The organism is Furfurilactobacillus sp. W61-4, assembly GCF_057545565.1.
Window position 1 is genome coordinate 95889 of the sequence record NZ_BAAJNZ010000007.1, and the last position, 20272, is coordinate 116160.

At 46.0% G+C, this 20272-nt stretch carries 14 protein-coding genes; 7 read left to right on the plus strand and 7 right to left on the minus strand.

The window, feature by feature from the left end:
- Window positions 1-79: 79 nt before the first annotated feature.
- A complete protein-coding gene (locus AC27FN_RS09320) occupies window positions 80-2263 on the plus strand; it encodes a Tex family protein (protein ID WP_487167708.1) in 2184 nt (727 codons plus the stop codon).
- Window positions 2264-2575: 312 nt separating this feature from the next.
- Here AC27FN_RS09320 and AC27FN_RS09325 read toward each other — a convergent pair whose 3' ends face one another.
- Together AC27FN_RS09325 and AC27FN_RS09330 are read right to left on the minus strand one after the other, a co-directional pair.
- Window positions 2576-4204: a hypothetical protein gene (locus AC27FN_RS09325; protein ID WP_487167709.1), complete on the minus strand. Its 1629-nt coding sequence runs from the start codon at window positions 4202-4204 to the stop codon at window positions 2576-2578.
- Window positions 4205-4288: 84 nt separating this feature from the next.
- On the minus strand, window positions 4289-5344 hold the full coding sequence (locus AC27FN_RS09330) for a PucR family transcriptional regulator (RefSeq protein ID WP_487167710.1): 1056 nt from the start codon (window positions 5342-5344) through the stop codon (window positions 4289-4291).
- A 152-nt stretch (window positions 5345-5496) separates the two neighbouring features.
- Here AC27FN_RS09330 and AC27FN_RS09335 point away from each other — a divergent pair, with 152 nt between their 5' ends.
- From AC27FN_RS09335 to AC27FN_RS09345, 3 genes are read left to right on the plus strand one after another with little or no spacing between them, the layout of a single operon-like run.
- Entirely contained in the window at window positions 5497-5952 is a 456-nt protein-coding gene (locus tag AC27FN_RS09335) for a PTS sugar transporter subunit IIA (protein ID WP_487167711.1), read from the plus strand.
- A 22-nt stretch (window positions 5953-5974) separates the two neighbouring features.
- Complete coding sequence (locus tag AC27FN_RS09340; RefSeq protein ID WP_305000906.1) at window positions 5975-7306, plus strand: PTS galactitol transporter subunit IIC; 1332 nt, start codon at window positions 5975-5977, stop codon at window positions 7304-7306.
- Window positions 7307-7333: 27 nt separating this feature from the next.
- A complete protein-coding gene (locus AC27FN_RS09345; protein ID WP_159212133.1) occupies window positions 7334-7630 on the plus strand; it encodes a PTS sugar transporter subunit IIB in 297 nt (98 codons plus the stop codon).
- A gap of 114 nt (window positions 7631-7744) precedes the next feature.
- Here the strand turns inward: AC27FN_RS09345 and AC27FN_RS09350 are convergent, their stop codons facing one another.
- Window positions 7745-9094 carry an FAD-dependent oxidoreductase gene (locus AC27FN_RS09350; RefSeq protein WP_487167712.1) on the minus strand — a complete coding sequence of 450 codons (1350 nt, stop codon included), beginning with the start codon at window positions 9092-9094 and terminating at the stop codon, window positions 7745-7747.
- Between the two features lie 799 nt (window positions 9095-9893).
- Between AC27FN_RS09350 and glpK the strand changes: the two genes are divergently transcribed.
- The gene (gene glpK, locus AC27FN_RS09355) at window positions 9894-11417 is read left to right on the plus strand and encodes a glycerol kinase GlpK (protein ID WP_487167713.1); all 1524 of its coding nucleotides are present in this window, start codon (window positions 9894-9896) and stop codon (window positions 11415-11417) included.
- A gap of 267 nt (window positions 11418-11684) precedes the next feature.
- On the plus strand, window positions 11685-13166 hold the full coding sequence (zwf, locus tag AC27FN_RS09360) for a glucose-6-phosphate dehydrogenase (RefSeq protein ID WP_487167714.1): 1482 nt from the start codon (window positions 11685-11687) through the stop codon (window positions 13164-13166).
- 140 nt (window positions 13167-13306) lie between these two features.
- On the opposite strand, the gene AC27FN_RS09365 is transcribed toward zwf, so the two are convergent.
- From AC27FN_RS09365 to AC27FN_RS09380, 4 genes are all read right to left on the minus strand, one after another.
- Complete coding sequence (locus AC27FN_RS09365; RefSeq protein ID WP_487167715.1) at window positions 13307-15892, minus strand: efflux RND transporter permease subunit; 2586 nt, start codon at window positions 15890-15892, stop codon at window positions 13307-13309.
- Between the two features lie 120 nt (window positions 15893-16012).
- Window positions 16013-16582, minus strand: coding sequence for a TetR/AcrR family transcriptional regulator (locus AC27FN_RS09370; protein WP_487167716.1), 570 nt, complete (start codon window positions 16580-16582; stop codon window positions 16013-16015).
- A 168-nt stretch (window positions 16583-16750) separates the two neighbouring features.
- Window positions 16751-16975, minus strand: a complete 225-nt coding sequence (locus AC27FN_RS09375) for a hypothetical protein (protein WP_487167717.1) — start codon at window positions 16973-16975, stop codon at window positions 16751-16753.
- A gap of 331 nt (window positions 16976-17306) precedes the next feature.
- Window positions 17307-18488 (minus strand): thiolase family protein, encoded by a 1182-nt coding sequence (locus AC27FN_RS09380; protein WP_487167718.1) that lies wholly within the window; start codon window positions 18486-18488, stop codon window positions 17307-17309.
- A gap of 305 nt (window positions 18489-18793) precedes the next feature.
- On the opposite strand from AC27FN_RS09380, the gene gndA reads away from it, so the two are divergent.
- Window positions 18794-20236 (plus strand): NADP-dependent phosphogluconate dehydrogenase, encoded by a 1443-nt coding sequence (gene gndA / locus AC27FN_RS09385; RefSeq protein ID WP_487167719.1) that lies wholly within the window; start codon window positions 18794-18796, stop codon window positions 20234-20236.
- Window positions 20237-20272: the final 36 nt, after the last annotated feature.

Sequence of the window (20272 nt, forward strand, 5' to 3'; positions counted from 1 at the left end):
CGAATCTTTAGTCCAGGCAGTGTGAAATTCACGTATAATGATTAAAGACTATTTATATTTGCACGAATTAGGAGGTACTATGGCCAGCGAATTAGATCCAACCTTATTGCATCAAGTCAACGATGCTTTGCCTGACATTACTCAGCACCAACTCACGGCTACCTTGTCGTTATTAAATGATGGCAACACCATTCCGTTTGTGGCCCGGTACCGAAAGGAAATGACCGGGAGCTTAGACGAGGTTCAAATCAGAACCATCCAAGACACCTGGCAACATTTTGAAAAATTGGCCACTCGAAAAGCTGAGGTCACCAAACAAATTACCGAACAGCAGGCAATGACGCCCAAGCTTGCCCAGCAAATTTCTGCGGCAACCACTTTGCAAGCCGTTGAGGATCTCTATCTTCCTTATAAACAAAAGCGGCGTACAAAGGCCACCATTGCTAAAGAACAAGGGTTATTGCCATTCGCCAAGTGGTTGTTAAGCTTTGCCAACCAACCGCTTGATCAAGTAGCGACAACCTATCTGGCACCTGACCAAGGTTTGGCCACGCTGGCCGATGTTTACGCCGGTGCCCACGAGATTCTCGCAGAAGCCTTTGGTGAAGAGGCCAGCTTTCGTGCATTTATTCGTGACTATACTCGCACCCATGCAAAGCTTGTCGTCACGGTGAAACCAAAAGGTGCCGCGCTAGACGAGGACGGTGTCTATCAGCAGTACTATGACTTTGAACAGCCGCTGACCAAGCTGGCTGCCTACCAAACGCTAGCCATTAATCGTGGTGAAAAAGCGGCTATTCTAAAGGTCAGCATTGATGTGGACACATCGGCAATCCTTAACTTTTTACGTTTTCGAATCGTCGGACATCATCAAGGCCCGGCCGTTCCATTAGTTAGCGAAGCTTACGCTGACACGTATAAACGCTTTATCGGCCCAGCAATTGAGCGCGAATTGCGGCGTGAACTGACCGATACGGCCAACACACACGCAATCCAAGTTTTTGGGACGAATCTTTATCATCTACTGATGCAAGCACCGATGAAAGGCCAAGTCGTCCTTGGCTTCGACCCAGCCTATCGCACTGGCTGTAAACTTGCCGTCATTGATGCCAATGGTAAGTTTCTAACCAAACTAGTTATTTATCCGCATAAACCAGCTCCAGCCGCTAAACGTCAGGCTGCCGCGAGCCAGCTCCGCGATTTACTGGAACAATATCAAGTCACGATGATCGCAATCGGTAACGGAACCGCCTCGCGAGAATCAGAAACGTTTGTCGCGGAAGTCTTGCGCGACATCCCTCGTGACATTTCATACGTCATCGTTAATGAAGCCGGTGCGTCTGTCTACTCGGCTAGTCAAGCAGCACGGGATGAGTTTCCTGACCTACACGTCGAAGAGCGTAGCGCCATTAGTATCGGCCGGCGCTTGCAAGACCCGCTCGCTGAATTAGTCAAAATCGATCCGCAAAGTGTTGGTGTTGGCCAGTACCAGCATGATGTGCCTAATAAGGACCTAACGGCACAATTAGATACGGTCGTTGAAACGGCAGTTAACCAAGTCGGCATCAACCTGAACACGGCCAGTGCCGAACTGTTAACGCATATTTCTGGTTTAAACCAGACCATCGCGACCAATATCATCACGTTTCGGAATGAAAACGGACGCTATACGGATCGCCGGCAATTAAAGCAAGTTCCCCGGCTTGGCCCAAAAGCTTATGAACAAGCGGTGGGATTTCTCCGCATTATTGGGGGCGATAACCCACTCGATAACACCGATATTCACCCGGAAAGTTATCGAGCCGCCAACCAAGTTTTGACTGAAACCGGTTTTGACGTGACACATCTCGGCGAACCAACATTTATTAAGACGATGCAGACCCTTGATCAGCAGGCCCTAGCTGCTGAGACAAAGACTGGTGTCGAAACGATCACTGATATTATCGCAAGTTTACTCAAACCGGGTCGGGATCTACGTGATGATATGCCGGCACCGCTACTGCGTCATGACGTGTTAACCATCGAGGACTTACAGCCGGGGATGAAGTTACAAGGAACCGTCCGCAACGTGATTGATTTTGGCGCTTTTGTTGACATTGGTGTCAAACATGATGGTCTCGTGCATATTTCTAAATTAACCAAACGTTTTGTTAAGAATCCCGCCGAAATTGTTTCGGTTGGTGATATTGTCACTGTTTGGGTGGAAGAAATTGATCAAAAACGTCAGCGGATCCAACTGACAATGTTGGATCCGCGTCAATAACTCAGAGCGAAATAAGCCGGGTGATTCTGAGCACTAGCGGGTCAGTAACGATTGGCGCTTTTTGCCGATGGTTACTGATGGGCTAGGCACAAGAATCAGGCTTATGTAGCTCAACAATAACTCAGAGCGACGGCGGCCGCTTTGAGCCTGAGCACTAACGAGCATGATAATTGATTATCAAACAAAAATTTAGCCAGCTTCATCAAGATAAAACGCCTAGTCTAGGTCGTCCTTTAACAGCATTACCCAGACTAGGCGTTTTACCTATAAATTAAGCGATTGGAACCGCTACAAAAGACACAATTGTAATGATCAATATTGAATGATTACTGAACGAGTTTGGCGAGGTAACGTAACTTGAATCGTGCCCCGCTTTGAAATCCGCGGTGTGAGCCGAACGCCTTGATCTGTCGTCACGCGATAGCCAGTACCGTAGTTAAAAAATGGCAAGTCAATTTGGCGACCTTGGGCGACGGCTGGTACCCTAATTTTCGTGCCGTTTGGCCGTGGCGTTAGCGTCACCGTTGATTTATCGATGACCTGTTTTCCTTGTAAAATAATCGCTTGATGCCGATAAATCGCTGTCAGATAAGGCAAGCTTCGTTTAGGCGCGTAATCAAAGTAACGGGCGGCGGTCGCAAAATGATGATAACCGCTGGCCGTCACAGCGGGCTTAGATACAGCCACAGTCGCAATACTCGTTATTAATGTTAACAACATCGCCGCGCTCACAATGACACGACGCCACAACTGCTGCAGTTGGATCTGGTCAATCAACAACACGAAAACCACCAACGTGAAGAAACTAATAAACGTATAGAACCGCCATGGGTGCTGCAAAATCCGGACAGGCGTGTGCTCAAATAGCTGCCACGGAAATAACTTGGTCGTCGCCCAAAATAGCAGCGTATTCAGGATCGTCATCGTTCTACCAAAACGATCTAAATGACGAAAACCAACCCATGTGGCGACTAACGCCATCAGAATAATCGTCCCTAAGGTCACACCATGCGTCAGTAGGCCAGTTTTAGTGACATTGCCTAAACCATAACCAACTGCGACTAACGGCGAGATCGCTTGACCGGCCATGGAACCCAATTTTGGCGAGGCAATCGTGACCGCTTGGCTCGTTTTTAACATCGGTAACAATTCTGGCAGACTAATAACCAGCGTCGCTAGACCAGTTAGGGCCAGATCAAGCCACGTTCGACCATCCCGCAAATCACGCCAACCTAGGACCAAGACAACGACCACCATCCCAGCCGCTAAGGCAGCTGACAGGACGTGGGTATAAACCAACATCGCGGCGCCCAAAGTGGTTAACAGCCAGCCGCGGCGATGTCGTTTCAACGTCAAATACAGACCTAGAAACAATAACGGATACCACATCATTGACTGAGCTTCTGGCAAATCAAAGCGCACCATCTCGTTAAAGACAAGATAGCCCGACAAGTTGTACAAGACGGCGAATAGATAGGCGCCCATAATCGGTCGCCGCGCCTGACGAACTTGCAAAAATTTCAACATGCACCAATAAGCAATCCAACACCCTAAAATAATGTAAAGTAAATTGCCCAAATATAAGGCCGAAATTCCCGGGATCCCAAGCAAACGCAGTAGCGCATAGGGGTACAAGAATAGATAAGGGTAAAAAATCTGAATGCCTAATCCCGCTTGCCGAAAAGTAAACGTGCTAATCGCGTTATGCCACATGCCCTGTTGCGCGGCCCGATACAATTCCTCAATCCGATTCACATGAAACTGTTGATCCCAGCCACCAAACAATTGATTGTTTAATAAAAACGGCAATTCAATTACTAAAGCAACAATAATAAACGTCAACCAAAGCCACAACCGGCGATGCTGACGGAGCCAGCCATAGAAACCAGCCGTTTTGACATAGGCTTGCTGCTGTTGCGCCAAAGAAGCTCGATAATCCACCGTGTTTCACCTATTTTCTTAATTTTGAATGACGAACGTATCGTACCATAGGACCACTTTAGTGACGAGCCAGAAATGACTCCCTTAAATCAGATTGCCAATAAAACTTTGCCGTATATATTTTAAGTAAGCGATGTAAACGCGTGGATATTCCGACAAATTTCGTGGATCAACGTTAATTGCATCGCTAAATTTATCTAAGCGATAGCGCAACGTATTGCGATGAATATGCAGTGTCTTAGCCGTTAATGAGTTATCACCATTCAGTTGCGTAAATGTCCAAAAAGTTTGCAAAAGTTCCTGACCATTATTCGTTGCTGCTAAAGCGATCATGGCGTCGGTAATTTCGCTAACATCAATATTGCTCTGCATCAACTCATCGACTTCAACCAACTGTTGATAAAAATACATATCCGTATAATGCAAGTATTTAGCAATCAGAATGGTTCGCATCGCTTCATGCAGTGAGTCATGCAAAGATTGTCGAACATTGCCGACCCCCATTTGCCATTGCTCATGATGCCGAACTTGCTTCAAAATTTCGTCCAATTCTCGTAAGTCATCTGTAAAGATAATATATTCCAAATGAGTAAACGTTAAATACGAGAGGGTTGAATGCGCCAGCACCGCTGCTAACTCTTGACGTTGATGTTCATCATTGGGAATTCGAATCAGCGCCACTTGATACTTTCTTGATAAGTCAATTTTTAATTTACGCGCAGTGTCTAAGAAATGCTGATCCGCGTCATCTAAAGAACTCAGTAATAGCCACTGATGATAGAAGATTGAACGTTCCTCGGAGTCAATTTGTTGCTGCCGATGTTCAATTTCTGATTGAACTAAAAATTCAAAACTATCGACGATGATTCGGACAAACGGCGCCACCACTGTCGGTTCGCCCATGACTTCTACGGCGCCCACATTGATGTTGACGCGCACGGGCGCGATCACGCCCATTTTGGCGGCATCCCAATCATCAACGGTTGTCGTCTTAGTCGTGATCGCCTCCACCGCGGCCGAATTACGCTTGCGTGTTCGCAGATTTTTTCCGTCATGATCAAAAAGTTGTAGTTCATAAGGCAAATCAATCTGAATCGTCTCAATCAGTCGCGTCAGGCTATCTCCAGCCAGTTTTAACATATGTGCGCTCTCCTCTTAAATTGTGCATATGCACAACAAACTCCGTCTATCTGTATATGGCATAATTCTACCACAGGCCTGATAATAAACTCATAGTTAAATGAAAGCGCTTAATTTAACCGTGATGATTTCGACAATGAGGATGGTTTACCATGGCATTAATTGAAGAGAATTTGATTCTACTAGATACACAAGCAACTGATCGCAATGATGCCCTCAGTCAAATTGCTGAACATTTGCACAAAGATGGTTTCGTCAAAGCTAGTTATCGCGAGGCCATCATTAACCGTGAGGCCAACTTTTCCACCGGCCTGCAAACTGCGACAATTGGGGTGGCGATTCCTCACACTGACGCTGAACATGTCAATACCGCTAAAATCGCGGTCGCTAGACTACAACAACCAGTGACGTTTGAACAAATGGGTGACGGACAACCCGTTGCAGTTGAATTGATCTTTATGCTGGCGCTAAAGGAACCGCATGCCCAGTTAACCATGCTTCAAAATTTGATGACCATGTTTCAAAATACGGAAGTTATGAATCAACTGATCCATGCAAAAACTCCCACCGCAGTTTTAGCAATCTTAAATGAGAACAACATTAATTAATTTAAAAGGGGTATTTTAAAAAATGGCAGTTATTAAATGGTTACTGAGCGCCGGACCCACGGTAATGCTCCCAATTTTATTATTGATCTTCGGATTACTCTTAGGCTTAAAACCAGGTAAGGCCTTCAAAGCTGGCTTAACCGTTGGGATTGGCTTCACTGGATTGAACTTAGTCATCGGGTTGCTAACCTCCAACCTAGGACCGGCTGCTCAAGCAATGGTTAAGAACTTCGGCTTACATCTCTCGACCATCGATGTCGGTTGGCCAGCCGCGTCGGCAATTTCATACGGCACGGTTTTGGGGAGCTTGGCGATTCCAATTGGGGTGGCCGCTAACGTCATCTTGTTAGTCGTTGGTTTAACCAAGACACTGGATGTTGACCTATGGAACTACTGGCACATTGCTTTTACCGGTTCACTCGTCTACGCCGCGACGCACAACTTTGCGCTTGGTCTCGTCACGATGGTCGTCCACCTCATGTGGATCTACTTCTTGGCTGATCTAGCCGCACCAACCATTCAGCGTCACTATGGCTTAGCTGGCATTTCCTTCCCACAAGGAGCCTCTGCGCCTGGATTCGTTCTGGCTTTACCAATCAACTGGCTATTAGACCGCATTCCCGGCGTCAAAAATATCGAATGGACTCCTGAACGCATTCAAAAACGACTGGGGATTTTTGGTGATTCGGCGGTGATGGGTTTAATCATTGGGATTATCATTGGAGCTTTAGCTGAATATCCAGTTGCTAAGATCTTGAACTTAGGCGTTTCAACCGCTGCCGTGCTAATCTTAATGCCGCGCATGGTGTCGTTGTTAATGGAAGGACTAACCCCGATCTCTGAAGCAGCTAACAAAATGGTTCAAAAACATTTCCCAGGTCGGAACTTATATATTGGAATGGATTCAGCCCTAGCCGTTGGTCAAGAAGCTGTCTTATCTGCATCGTTGATCTTAGTTCCCTTGACCTTGCTCATCGCCGTTATTCTACCTGGTAACACCGTGTTGCCATTTGGTGACTTGGCCACAATTCCATTCATGATTGCGGTTATGGCGGCTGTCTTTAACGGCAATGTTTTCCGCATCGTCATTGGTGGCATTGTTGACATGGTTATCTCGTTACTCATCGCTTCATGGGCTGCCCCACTATTAACCGCCGTCGCAAAGACAGCGCACTTCAATATGAAGGGCAACTCCAGCATCTCGATCCTGTCCGATGGTGGTGCATGGACGACTTGGATGATTGTTGGCCTCGGTAAGAGTTTCTTGTGGATTGGGATTATTGGACTGGGTATAATTGCTTTGGCCCTAATGGTCTGGCTCAATAAATTTCATAAACAAACAAATGCAGATTAGTTTTTAAATTAAAAGGAGAACCCGATTATGGCAAAGAAAGATTTAATGGTTGTCTGTGGAACTGGGATTGCAACCTCAACTGTCGCGACTGGCAAAATCAAAGACTATTTAGAAGATCAAGGGTTAATTGATCAAGTGGTCTTCCACCAGTCTAAGATTGCCGATGAAGTGGCTAACATTGAAAACGGTGACTATGATATCGTCGTTTCAACCACCATGGTGCCCAGCAACATCAAGGACAAGGTGATTTCAGGTGTGCCTTTGTTAACTGGGATTGGCATCGATTCCGTCTTTGAGGAAATCAAAAAAGAAGTTGAAGCCTGATTACCGATGAAGCAAAGTTAACAAGCTTCTTAAACGAAAGATAGCCCCACGATTAGAATTAAACTGCTAATCGTGGGGCTATCTTTTTATTTACTTTATAACCGATAACCTGAGTTAGTTCGTCACTTTTTCAGCTTCCTTAGCAACCGCCGCCATTGCCAACGCATTGATCCAGTTCAATGGTTGATCAAAGTTAGGTTGGAAGAACATGTCGACCATCGACAACGTCTCGATCGTCATCTTGGTCTGAATTGCCAAAGAAATCACGTTAGCGGAAACAGAAACATCATGCGCACTGTAGAACGCGCCACCTAAGACTTGATGCGTCTTTGGATCCCACGTTAACGTACATAAAATACTAGTCGTCGATAACATGAAGTCTGGTCGGTAATCTTGCTTAATCGTGACGGTTTCGTAGTCAACGTTACGAACCTTCGCTCCCTCAGCGGTTAAACCTGATGCAGCGATCGTCTGTCCATATAATTCAACGGCAGAGGTTGCTTGGGTCCCAAGATATTTTTCGGTCGGTTCAATTAAATTGTGGCCCACAAGAATCCCCTGACGCACTGCATTAGTGGCCAATGGAATGTAATCATTTTTACCAGTTGGATTGTAATGAACAGCTGCAGAATCACCTGCTGCAAAAATGTCTGGGTTACTGGAGCGCATGTAATCGTCCGTGATAATCGCGCCGTTTGGCAACATGTCCACTTTGCCCTTCATCAATTCCGTCCGCGGCCGAAAACCAGTACACAATACGGCAATATCAGCTGTATACGAACCCTTGTCAGTCGTGACGGTAATCTGGTCCTCACCGCTAAAGCTGACGACCTTTTCGCCAAGCGCTAATTTAACATCATGATCACGATATTCCTGTTCAACTTGGTCAGTAATGTCGCGGTCAAAATTCTTGGCCAATACACGTGGTAGCGCATCGATCAAGGTGACCTCTTTATCTGTCAGGCTATATTGCTCTGCCAATTCGGCCCCAATATAACCTGAACCGATCACGATTGCACTTTTAATCTGCTTCGCTGACGCTTGTAACTTCTTTGCGTCATCCCAGTTCTTACACAGGTAAACGTTGCGATTATCGATCCCCTCAATGGGTGGAATAATCGGCGCCGAACCGGTCGTAACCACTAATTTGTCATAGGAATCGGTAGTCACTTCATTCGTAGTTAAGTCGGTCACCGTAACAGCCTTTGTTTCCGGATCAATCGCCGTAACCTCATGCTTCATCTTCATGTTGGCGCCTAGCCCGGTTAAAGCTTCAGGGCTTGAATAAAACATCTTATCAGGATCAGAGACGTGATCACCAACCCACAAGGCAATCCCACAAGAAAGAAACGACACTGTGTCATTTTTTTCATAAACCGTCACCTGTGTATCCGGGTGATCTGTTAAAATTTGCTGCGCGGCAAAAGTTCCCGCATGCGTGGCACCAACGATGATTACTTTCATAAGTCTACTCCTTCACAAAAACAGTTGTGTAAAATCAAGTTGTGTACAACCATAGTTTATCGATTTAGAAACCGCTGTCAATGCTGTTGGCAGACCATCTCAACACTTTCACTAGACGATCGGCGGTCACCCGATGGCATCACAAAAGATTGTGAAATTTTTATTTATAACCTGATAGCATGCTTGGTACAGTTGAAGCCGAAGTGCCCGATTAATTAATCAGCCATTGCGGGCGCAATTTTAGGAAGGGACGTGAACACGGTCCCGAATCCGGTCTGCGATAGATTGTTCAATCCAGAGTCGCGCACCATAACATGGTATGAAGATGCAAGGATTTTAAGAGTCGTTTGCTAGTAGTGACTAGCAGGCTAATTAGGCCCACCAGGACGTAACGGGCATCGGCTCAGCCTGTGTCATTATCGTTAGCGGGCTTCGCTTACGATAAGGCCTGACTGTGAAACCGGTGCACTTCCGGGTTCAGAGCAGGCCCACGGCGTTCCAGCCGAATGTCCGTGGAGTTCAGGTTGGCCGGCAGTGCATAACACTTTAACGGGCCAATCCAAACCTAAAGAGTAGATGTCGATCTTGCTTAAACTCTTTCTTAAACGTGCTCACAAGACCTGATCCCCGTGCCCAACCAAAACAAGCACAATTGGGCCAAAACCAACCACTTGCGCCTGTCCGTTGGTGCTCGGGATCACCCGGTCTTGCTCACACTCTGCTTGTTGTCCACCAACTAATTCGGTATACTAGCGACATTAGTAACCGTTTTCATTCACTAATTAAAGGGGTTATCTACATGGCTTTTGTCACTGAACACTACATTTTAGCCGTTGACCAAGGGACAACCGCCTCACGGGCAGTCGTCATTAACCAACATGGTCGGCGTGTTACCGCCGCTTCACAACCACTACCACAGATTAACCGCCATCCAGGCTGGATCGAGCATGATCCCAATTTATTATGGAACTCAGTCCAATCAGTTATTTCCACCGTGCTGATCAATGCTGGCATTCATCCTGATCAAATTGATGGCGTGGGTATCGTTACGCAGCGGGAAACAACCATTATCTGGGATCGCCAAACCGGTGAACCAATTGCCCCGGCGATCGGTTGGCAATCTAAACAAATTGACAGCACCACACCAAAGCTTATCGCCGATGGGTATGGTGACATGATTCATGAAAAAACTGGTCTATTTATCAATTCATATTTTTCGGCGGCCAAGATTCGCTGGTTGCTAGACCATGTTGAGGGTGCTCAAACGCGAGCCGAACGTGGTGAACTGTGTTTTGGCACGGTTGATTCATGGCTCGCTTGGAAATTGTCGGGGGCGGCCTTGCATGTAACTGATTATTCCAACGCAAGCCGGACCATGCTTTTTAACATCCATACGTTAGATTGGGATGATGAGATTCTCAAACTGATGAACATCCCCCGTGCGATGTTGCCAACCGTTAAATCGTCGGCTGAAATCTATGGGCACACCCAGAATTATCAATTTTTCGGTGCCGAGGTTCCTATTGCCGCCCTGGCCGGAGACCAACAGGCTGCTCTCTTTGGCCAAATGGGCTTTGAAAAGGGGGTCATCAAGAACACGTATGGTGCCGGTGCTTTTATCGTGATGAACACCGGAACGGAACCCTTAATTTCAAACAATGGCTTACTGACGACGATTGCATACGGCGCCAATGGCACAATTAAGTATGCCTTAGAAGGCTCCATCTTCGTCGCTGGTTCGGCGATTGGGTGGCTTCACGATGAAATGAAAATGATTCCTGACGAACCGGCCGCTAAACGAGCCGCGTTAGCCTCCACAGATGACGATGAAGTATATGTCGTGCCGGCCTTTTCTGGGTTGGGTGCACCCTATTGGGACCCTGATGCTCGTGGTGCCGTGTACGGTATCACGCGGGGCACCACCCAAAACGACTTTGTCAAAGCGACGCTCCAGTCGATTGCTTATCAAACCCGTGACGTCATTGAAACCATGCGCAAAGATACGCAACTGGCAATTCCGCGACTTAAAGCAGATGGTGCCTCCTCACGTAATACTTACTTAATGCAATTCCAAGCAGATATTTTAAATATGGAGATTGATCGTTCGGCCGACGAAGAGACAACGGCATTAGGTGCCGCTTATTTAGCGGGGCTGGCGGTAGGCTTTTGGGATAATATCGATGACCTAGCCAAGATTTATCAAGCCGGCAAAACCTTTTCACCCACGATGGGGCAATCCCAGCGACAACGTTTGTACCAAGGTTGGCAACTGGCCGTTAAAGCGACGACATTATTTAAGTTGCCGCCAGACAGCAACAACTAACTAGGTTACAGAAACTTTTTTTCAATCAAAAATCTAAATTCATGAAAAAAATTTAATTTTCTTTTTAATGGACCAGACCAATGACAAAGCTTGATTTAATACGTTTTCACTGAAAACGGTACTTGTTAAACCAATGTAAACGGTTGCGCAAGGCGGTGCAACACGCTTCATATTGTTATATAATGAACCTCGGCAACGCTATAAAGAAATTCGCCTTTGTAGCACTGTGTTTAACCTACATCTTAAGGCATTTAAGGAGTGAAAAACGTGGCAACAGAATACAGCTCATTATTTACGTTCTTTGGCGGTACCGGTGACCTGGCCAAACGTAAACTTTACCCATCATTATTTAAACTTTATGTTCGCGGAAATCTTGGTGAACACTTTGCTGTCATCGGAACTGCCCGTGATAGCTGGAGTGATGACCAATTTCGCGAAGTAGTTACCCAATCGATTCGCGAAGATCAACCAGATGCAGATATGCATGCCGCAAGTGTCTTTGTCACGCACTTCTACTATCTCGCCCACGATGTCACTGATAAAGCGCACTATGCTGTTATGAAGGATCTTGTTGAAAAGCTGGACGAACAATATAGCTTAAAAGGCAACCGAATTTTCTATCTCTCCATGGCACCGCGCTTCTTTGGCGAAGTTGCTTTGAACTTGAAGTCCGAGGGTCTATTGTCAGAAGACGGCTCAAACCGTTTAGTCATTGAAAAACCGTTTGGGACCGACTTTACCACTGCCGAAACATTGAATAAGCAGTTATCTGGCGCATTTGAAGAGAAGCAAATCTACCGTATCGACCACTACCTCGGCAAGGAAATGGTTCAAAACATTCAAGCCTTACGCTTTGGCAATACGCTAGTTGAATCCTTGTGGAACAACCGTTATATCGACAACGTGCAGGTTACCTTAAGTGAAAAGCTGGGGGTTGAAGATCGCGCCGGTTATTATGATACGGCAGGTGCTTTACGTGATATGGTCCAAAACCACATCATGCAAATCGTCTCTCAACTGGCGATGGAACAACCCGTGTCATTTACTGATTCTGACGTTCGTGTTGAAAAGATTAAGGCGCTTCGTTCACTACGCGTTTACAGTCCCGCTGAAGCAGCCAAGAATTTCATCCGCGGTCAGTATGGCGCTAACGATACAGAACCTGCTTATCGTGACGAACCAAATGTGCCTAAGGATTCCGCTAATGACACATTTGTTGCCGGTAAATTATTATTCGACAACTATCGCTGGTCAGGTGTACCGTTCTACGTTCGGACTGGGAAGCGACTAGCCGATAAGTTTACCCGAATCGATGTTGTTTTCAAGAAGCCATTGATCGACATCTTCGCCTTTCCACAGAATCGAGATAACTCATTGGCACCAAATGTCCTGACGATTTATATCGAACCAAATTCAGGCTTCTCTTTACAATTAAACGCTAAAACAGCCGGTCAAGGCTTTGAAACGGAACCCATTCATTTGGACTTCCAGCAAGATGTTGCGCAAAAAGAAGAAACGCCAGAACCATATGAACGTTTGTTGCACGACACCTTGAAAGGCGACCAAACGAACTTCGCTTCATGGGATGAAGTTTCTTACGCCTGGAAATTCGTCGACGTGATTCAGAAGTTGTGGGATTCAGAAACACCTGACTTCCCGAACTATGTCTCTGGTTCAATGGGACCTGCCGCCTCAGATGAACTGTTACAACGAGATCACCGTTCATGGGTTTACCGTTTGAATCGGTAATCACTCGCTTTAAAAACACTTAGCATTAATTATGCCACACCAACAAAAAATCCCTCCTAAACGATTAGGAGAGATTTTTTCATTATTTAGACTTCATTGTGACTCAACTTATTAACGATCTGCCTTCATCTACTCGCAACTCATTGCTTTAAATCTAATGAGCGGTTTCTAAACGCATACATAATCGCTGGCAAAATCGTGAGAGCGCTGATCAGTGAATAGGTCGTATCTAAAACAGTAATCAAGCCAAATGAATTTAGCACGGGGAAATGAACAAACAGCAGTGTCGAAAAGCCGCCAATCACGGTCAAACCAGAAACGGTAATCGCTCTGCCGACAGAACCCATCGCCGTTTCGATTGCTTGGATCGTCGATTGTCCGGTTCGTAACTCTTCAATGTACCGTTCTAAAATCAAAATCGTAAACTCCGTGCCGATACCTAGGACTAATGAACTCAAGGCAATCGTGACTGGATTGTAGCTGATGCCCAAAATCGCCAAGGTCATGGGTGACAGCCCTAAGACAATGATGATCGGCACTAACGGATATAGCGCGTGGCGCAAATTACGATAAACCAGCAATAACACTAACGCAATAATCGCCAAACCAACGATGATAATCAGTTCATGATTGGCCGTCATGTTATCAATCCCTTGCAGCATCATCGCCTGACTACCCGCCGCAACAATTGTCATGTCACTTGGCTTATTCATCCGTTTAGCATCCTTGGAGATGTGATTCATCAACCGCAGCATTTCGTCGGAACCTAAGTGTGGATTGACTTTAAATGAAATCGTGGCGAATTGATGATTGTTACTAATTAAGGTAGATTTCATGACTTGGGGCATGTCTTTAATCACGGCATTGACTTGCGTTTGCTTCAATTGGTCACTGCCATTTTGATGCATGGTCGTGCCTAATGAGGTCACTGCTTGTAACTTTCCGTGACCATATTTATGAAGCTCTTGCTGACCAAAGGCATTCGCTTTTGCTAAGACCGCTTTGTCACGAATATCTGGGGATGAGACTAAGTAAGTCAAGTTAGTCGTTGAACCAACCATATCGCTTAATCGATTGGTTCGTTTCAAGGCCGGAATGTCTTGTGGAACCATCTTCATCATATCGGTCTCAACGTTAATACGACTTTCAAAAAAGAAACCAACCCCACCGAGAATGACGCCCAGCGTGATCACAATTAAACTGTGTTTGGTCACCCACGCACCATAACGGACTAATCCACGTGACAACCAAGAATCATTTGTTGCAGCCACTTTAGCGACGCGTCCGCGGGTGAGCTGTCGTCGGTCTAACACCGTTAGCGTTGCGAACATCAGGACTAACTCAACAACGTAACAAATAACGACTCCCATTGCCAACGTGATCCCGAAATTGCGCATCATTGGCGCCCGTGAGATCAGCATCGTCAGAAAACTCAGCGCCATCACCATAACGGCTGTCCCAACGGCCGGCCCAGTATGCGTAATGGTTGCGGTAGTCGCCTGCATCCCATCGTGATCATGAGCAAACTCTTCTTCATAGCGATTCAGGAATTGAACGCCAAAATCCGTGCCTAACCCAATAATAATTGGTAAAGTTGCCATCGTCGCCATGGTTAACTCGATGCCGAACCAGCCCATTAGCCCAAATGTCCAAATCAAACCGAATAAAACAAATAGTAATGGCAGTAAGCGCCGCCGAACCTGGAAGACGAGCAGTAAGATCCCAATCATCAACAGCACACCGACAACTAACATAATCGCCATACTCTGTGACATTAAGGACATAATCGAAGCAGAAATCGCTGGTATTCCGTCAATTTCGCTATTCAACGAACCCTCTTTAAGACCAGCCTTCGTTAATTGATGATTAATTTTATGAGTATATCGTGCAAAGGAATTTTGATTAACATCCCCGTTTAATGTCACCGTAATCAGCAGATGTTTGCCATTTTTAGGTAATAACTGACGCATTTGTTGTGGTACTTTACCCTGGTCACGATACACAAGTTGATTGATCAGCGCCTGAGACATCGATTGCACTGGTGGCAACATGGTTAACATCTGCTTGGCAAATTGACTTCGCTGTAAAGGTGAAAGTTGTTGGAGCGTATAAGCCTGTACCTGTTGCTGCTGGGCGGTGGTCAACACTGCCGTCATGCTTGTCGGATCAGCGCTTGGATTGGTAGCTAAGGTCTGTTGCTGATCCGGCGTTAATAGCGTTTGCGTATAGGCAGCAATTTGCTGTTGTTGAGTCGCTGACAGTGCCTGACCTAATTGACGTTGCAACTTAGCTTGTTGCTTAGCTGACAATTGTGCCATCATCGCTTTTTGCAACTGTGGATTAGCCTGCTGTTGACCCTGATTTGCCGGCTGCGCTTTTAGTGATGCATTCAAGACATCGACAACACTGGTGGTCGCATGTATGCCATGTTCTTGATCAATGGCGGACGTGAAACGGGCCACCTTTTTTAATGTGGCCGGTGTCGTGACGCGTTTACCTTGATTTGAAACATCAATTAAATAGGTACTACCACCAAAATGCCGCTCATATTTCGCTGAATCACGACTTAGTTTAGCGGATTTGGTCACAAAAATGCTGTTATCCGTGTTCATGGTGACCCGCGGCAACCCTAACCCCACCAATAGTGTCAACACAACTGTCACAATCATCATTAGGCCCGCATGATCATGAATGAAGTGCCCAATACGATTAAACAAACTTGTCATCTAGCTTTCCCTCCTAATGTTGCAATGAATCCTGAACCAGTATAGAAAGTTGGCCTTGAAATAGACAGCATCAAAATAGCTCGATTGCCGCAAAAAAAGACGGATTTCCCAATCCGTCTCTTACCAATTCGATATTATGGGACCCTTCACCGCCAATCCGGCTTTTAAAAAGGCCTTAAAATCTGTTTCATCAATTTCGGGATGATTTAACCAAGTCATCAACATCCCAACAATCGAAGAGGCAAATGCTTCTTTAGCAAAGGCCGGATTAGGCGCTGACTCAAGGGGGAGCGCCACGAAATCGAGGACAAAATCGCAATCGTCCTGTTTGTTTAGCATCGCGGTTAATTCATGAATAATCTCTTGGTAAAAATTAAAGCTGGTATTATTCATCAAGATATTTTTAATCACCCGACGATTGTTATTGACCCACTCCACCAGTCCGTCAATCAAGTCATTGGCCGTTATATTTTCCGTAGTCTCAAATGATTGCCATAATGACTCACTGAGTGCGTCGCTAAGCAAATCAAATTTATTATGAAAATAACGATAAAAGGTACTCCGATTGACCTGACCAGCTTCCGCTAAATCAGCTGCCGTAATTTTTTCCAACGGCTTTTTTTGCAGTAAGCTAATCAAGGTCAAGGCTAAGTGTCGTTGCATGCGCATGTTTTGTTGTGACACGACCATTGGTAGATCCTCCAATCTTCCTCGCTCTATCTGGCATCCACTCTACCATCCAACACTTGTCTTGGCGAGCAACAAAATGGAGAATCTGTCGCACTGCTAACCTGTCACTTTTGTCATATCGATTCACAACCCACATGTTCCAAACGGCGCACTTTGGCCTTTCGACGCTTAATCAACTAATTTGATCGTTCGTTGCTTGCCATCAATGACGGTCATGAATAAACCGTCGTGTCGTCGAGCCTCAACAACTGAACCCGTAAATTCTTGGCTGTGCACATCAAATTGATAAAAACCACTACCCAACTCCGTGACATCAATTTCGTAAGCCCCCAATTGGTCATCCCGTCCTTGTAATGACTGACTGCATGACGCCTGTAAATGTCTCTGTCTCACATTTGCCTCCTACCCTAAACCGTTGTGTGCCCTAATTAGTTCTTGTCGCTACCCCATCAATGTTAATTCACTCTGATCAAAGTCTACCCGGCAAGGAACTGTTAGTGCAATTAGATGATTAAATCATTACCCAAGCTTAAGCTTATGCAACAATACGTTTTTGTTTCAAAAACGTAACGCCAGTGAGCCTGGTCCAAGGAGTAGTTTTAGTCCGAAAGGCCTCAAGGCGAAACAAGCCGGGTTGGGGTCGAGCACTAGCTGAGACAGCAGGCTTGTGTAGCCAGACAAAAAGAGCCCGGCTACATTGCCGAGCTCTCACTTATATTGATATTTATGATTCAACTTTGATCGTCATCGCCATCCCTAGGCCGCCGCCAATACACATGCTCGCAAGGCCGGTCTGCTGTTGCGTTTGTTTTAATGCGTAAATCAGACTCGTGATCAACCGTGCACCAGTCGCACCAATTGGATGACCAATGGCAATCGAACCGCCATTGGGATTTAACTTATCAATCGGAATCTGCAGGTCACGCGCGACGGCCACACTCGGTGCTGCGAAAGCTTCATTAATCTCGAATAAATCAATATCCGTGATTTGTTGTCCTGTTTTGGCAAATAACTTTGTAATCGCCGTTACTGGCGAGTATCCCATCAACTGTGGATCAACACCGACTTCTTGATAGCCGGTAATGGTTGCTAATGGGGATAATCCCAATGACACGGCTTTACTGCGCCGCATGAGAATCAACGCGGAGGCGCCATCATTCAACGGGGCAGAATTCCCGGCTGTGACCGTGCCCTCCGCCTTAAAGATCGTTTTCAACTTCGCCAATTGTGCCAAACTCGTGTCTTCACGAATCGTTTCGTCACGCGTTAAAGTCACTTCCCCGCGGCGAGACTTGACGGTTATCGGTAACATTTCGGCCGCAAATCGGTGGTCATCACTAGCTGCCGACGCTTTACGGTGGGACGCTAAAGCAAATTCATCTTGTTGTTGACGAGAAACATGGTATACTTCGGCAACATTTTCTGCGGTCATGCCCATTGGTACGCCAGAAAAAGCATCTGTCAAACCGTCATGTTCCATGCTATCAATTAACGTCGTGTCACCAAATTTAGTCCCAAACCGCATGTTAGTCGCCAAATATGGGGCCTGACTCATACTTTCAGTGCCACCGACTAAAACAGCCTCCGCATCGCCCATCGCAATGGCTGCTTGTCCTAACCGAATCGCCTTAAGACCTGATCCGCAAACTTCATTGATCGTCATCGCTGGGCTATGCTCAGGTACGCCTGCCCGAATGCCAATCTGCCGACTGACGTTCTGACCAGAACCTGCTTGTAAGACATTCCCAAAGATTGTTTGGTCAATGACCTCTGGAGCAATTCCTGCTCGCTCAATGGCTGCTTTAGCCACTAACGTCCCCAATTCAACCGCGCTGAAACTAGCCAGCTGCCCGCCAATTTTTCCAATTGGGGTCCGCACTGCACTGACAATCACAACGTCATCCATGATGATCCCTCTTTCTATTCCGCTCACAATAAAAACCAAGTGTACCCGAGTTTCTTGACTCGAGCAATTATTTTGCCGGATGCTTACTCCAATGTAATTGAGTCTTAGCAAATCCATTCGTAAATTTGTTTCATAATGAACTGATTTTGAAAAGTTATTCCGGTTGAAAATAATCAGCGAATCAACTAACATGATAGCTGTATTAGTGTTTAATTTCACACACTTGTGGAACATCGTTGTTTAACTTGGCGTTGAATCTAAGATGATAATGATTTTCACAAAAAACATAACGAGGAAGGTTAATCATGGCAGATCAAAAAGCACAAATTGGTGTTGTTGGTTTAGCAGTTATGGGTAAGAACCTCGCCCTAAATATTGAAAGTCGCGGTTACACTGTGGGCGTTTATAACCGGTCACGGGCCAAAACCGATGACATGATGAAAGATCACAGCGAAAAGAAATTGATTCCAAGCTACACGATTGAAGACTTCGTGAACTCCTTGGAAACACCACGCCGGATCTTGATGATGGTCAAAGCTGGTGCCGCAACAGACGCCGTTATTCAAGAATTATTACCATTACTCGATAAGGGTGACGTGTTGATCGATGGTGGGAACACCAACTTCCATGACACCATGGCTCGTAATGCTGAACTGGACAAGTCTGGGATTAACTTTATCGGCATGGGCGTTTCTGGTGGTGAATTAGGCGCCTTACAAGGACCTTCTTTAATGCCTGGTGGTCAAAAGGAAGCTTATGATTTGGTTGCACCTATCTTGGAACAAATCTCAGCTAAGGCACCACAAGATGGCAAACCTTGTGTCACTTACATCGGGCCTAACGGTGCTGGTCACTACGTTAAGATGGTCCACAACGGAATCGAATATGGCGATGAAGAACTGATCGACGAAAGTTACAACATCATGCGCAACGTTGCCGGTATCTCCGTTGACGAAATGGCCGACATCTTCAAAGAATGGAACGAGGGTGAACTCGACAGTTACTTGATCGAAATTACCGCTGACATTCTGACGCGTAAAGATGACCTCGGTGATGACAAGAGTAAGCCAATCGTTGACATGATTCTTGACCGTGGGAACAACAAAGGCACTGGTAAGTGGAGTTCAGAAGATGCTTTGAACATCCAAGTCCCACAATCTGTGATCACTGAATCTGTTTACGCACGTTACATTTCGATGATGAAAGACGAACGGGTCAAGGCTTCTAAGTCCTTACCAGCAGCCGCTAACCAAGGCAAGGCTAACATTGGCGACAAGAAAGAATTTGTCGAAAAGATTCGTCAAGCCCTCTACTTCAGTAAGTTAATGAGTTACGCCCAAGGATTCGAACAACTACGCGTCGCGTCAGAAGCCTACAACTGGGACTTGAAGTTCGGCGAATTAGCACAAATCTGGCGTGCTGGTTGTATCATCCGGGCTCGTTTCTTACAAAACATCACGGATGCTTATGACAAAGATCCTAAGTTGACGAACTTATTATTCGACGACTACTTCAAAGACATCGCGACAAAGTATCAAGAATCTGTTCGTGACGTGGTTGCGATGGCCGTGCAAGCTGGCGTTCCTGTGCCAAGCTTCTCTGCTGCGATCACTTACTACGACAGCTTCCGTGCTGAAGTGCTGCCAGCCAACTTGTTACAAGCACAACGTGACTACTTTGGTGCGCACACTTATGAACGGACTGACCGTCCTGGCAACTTCCACTACACTTGGTATGAAGAACAATAATCCTATAGTTTTGAAAAAGTCGTGCGCTGGCACGGC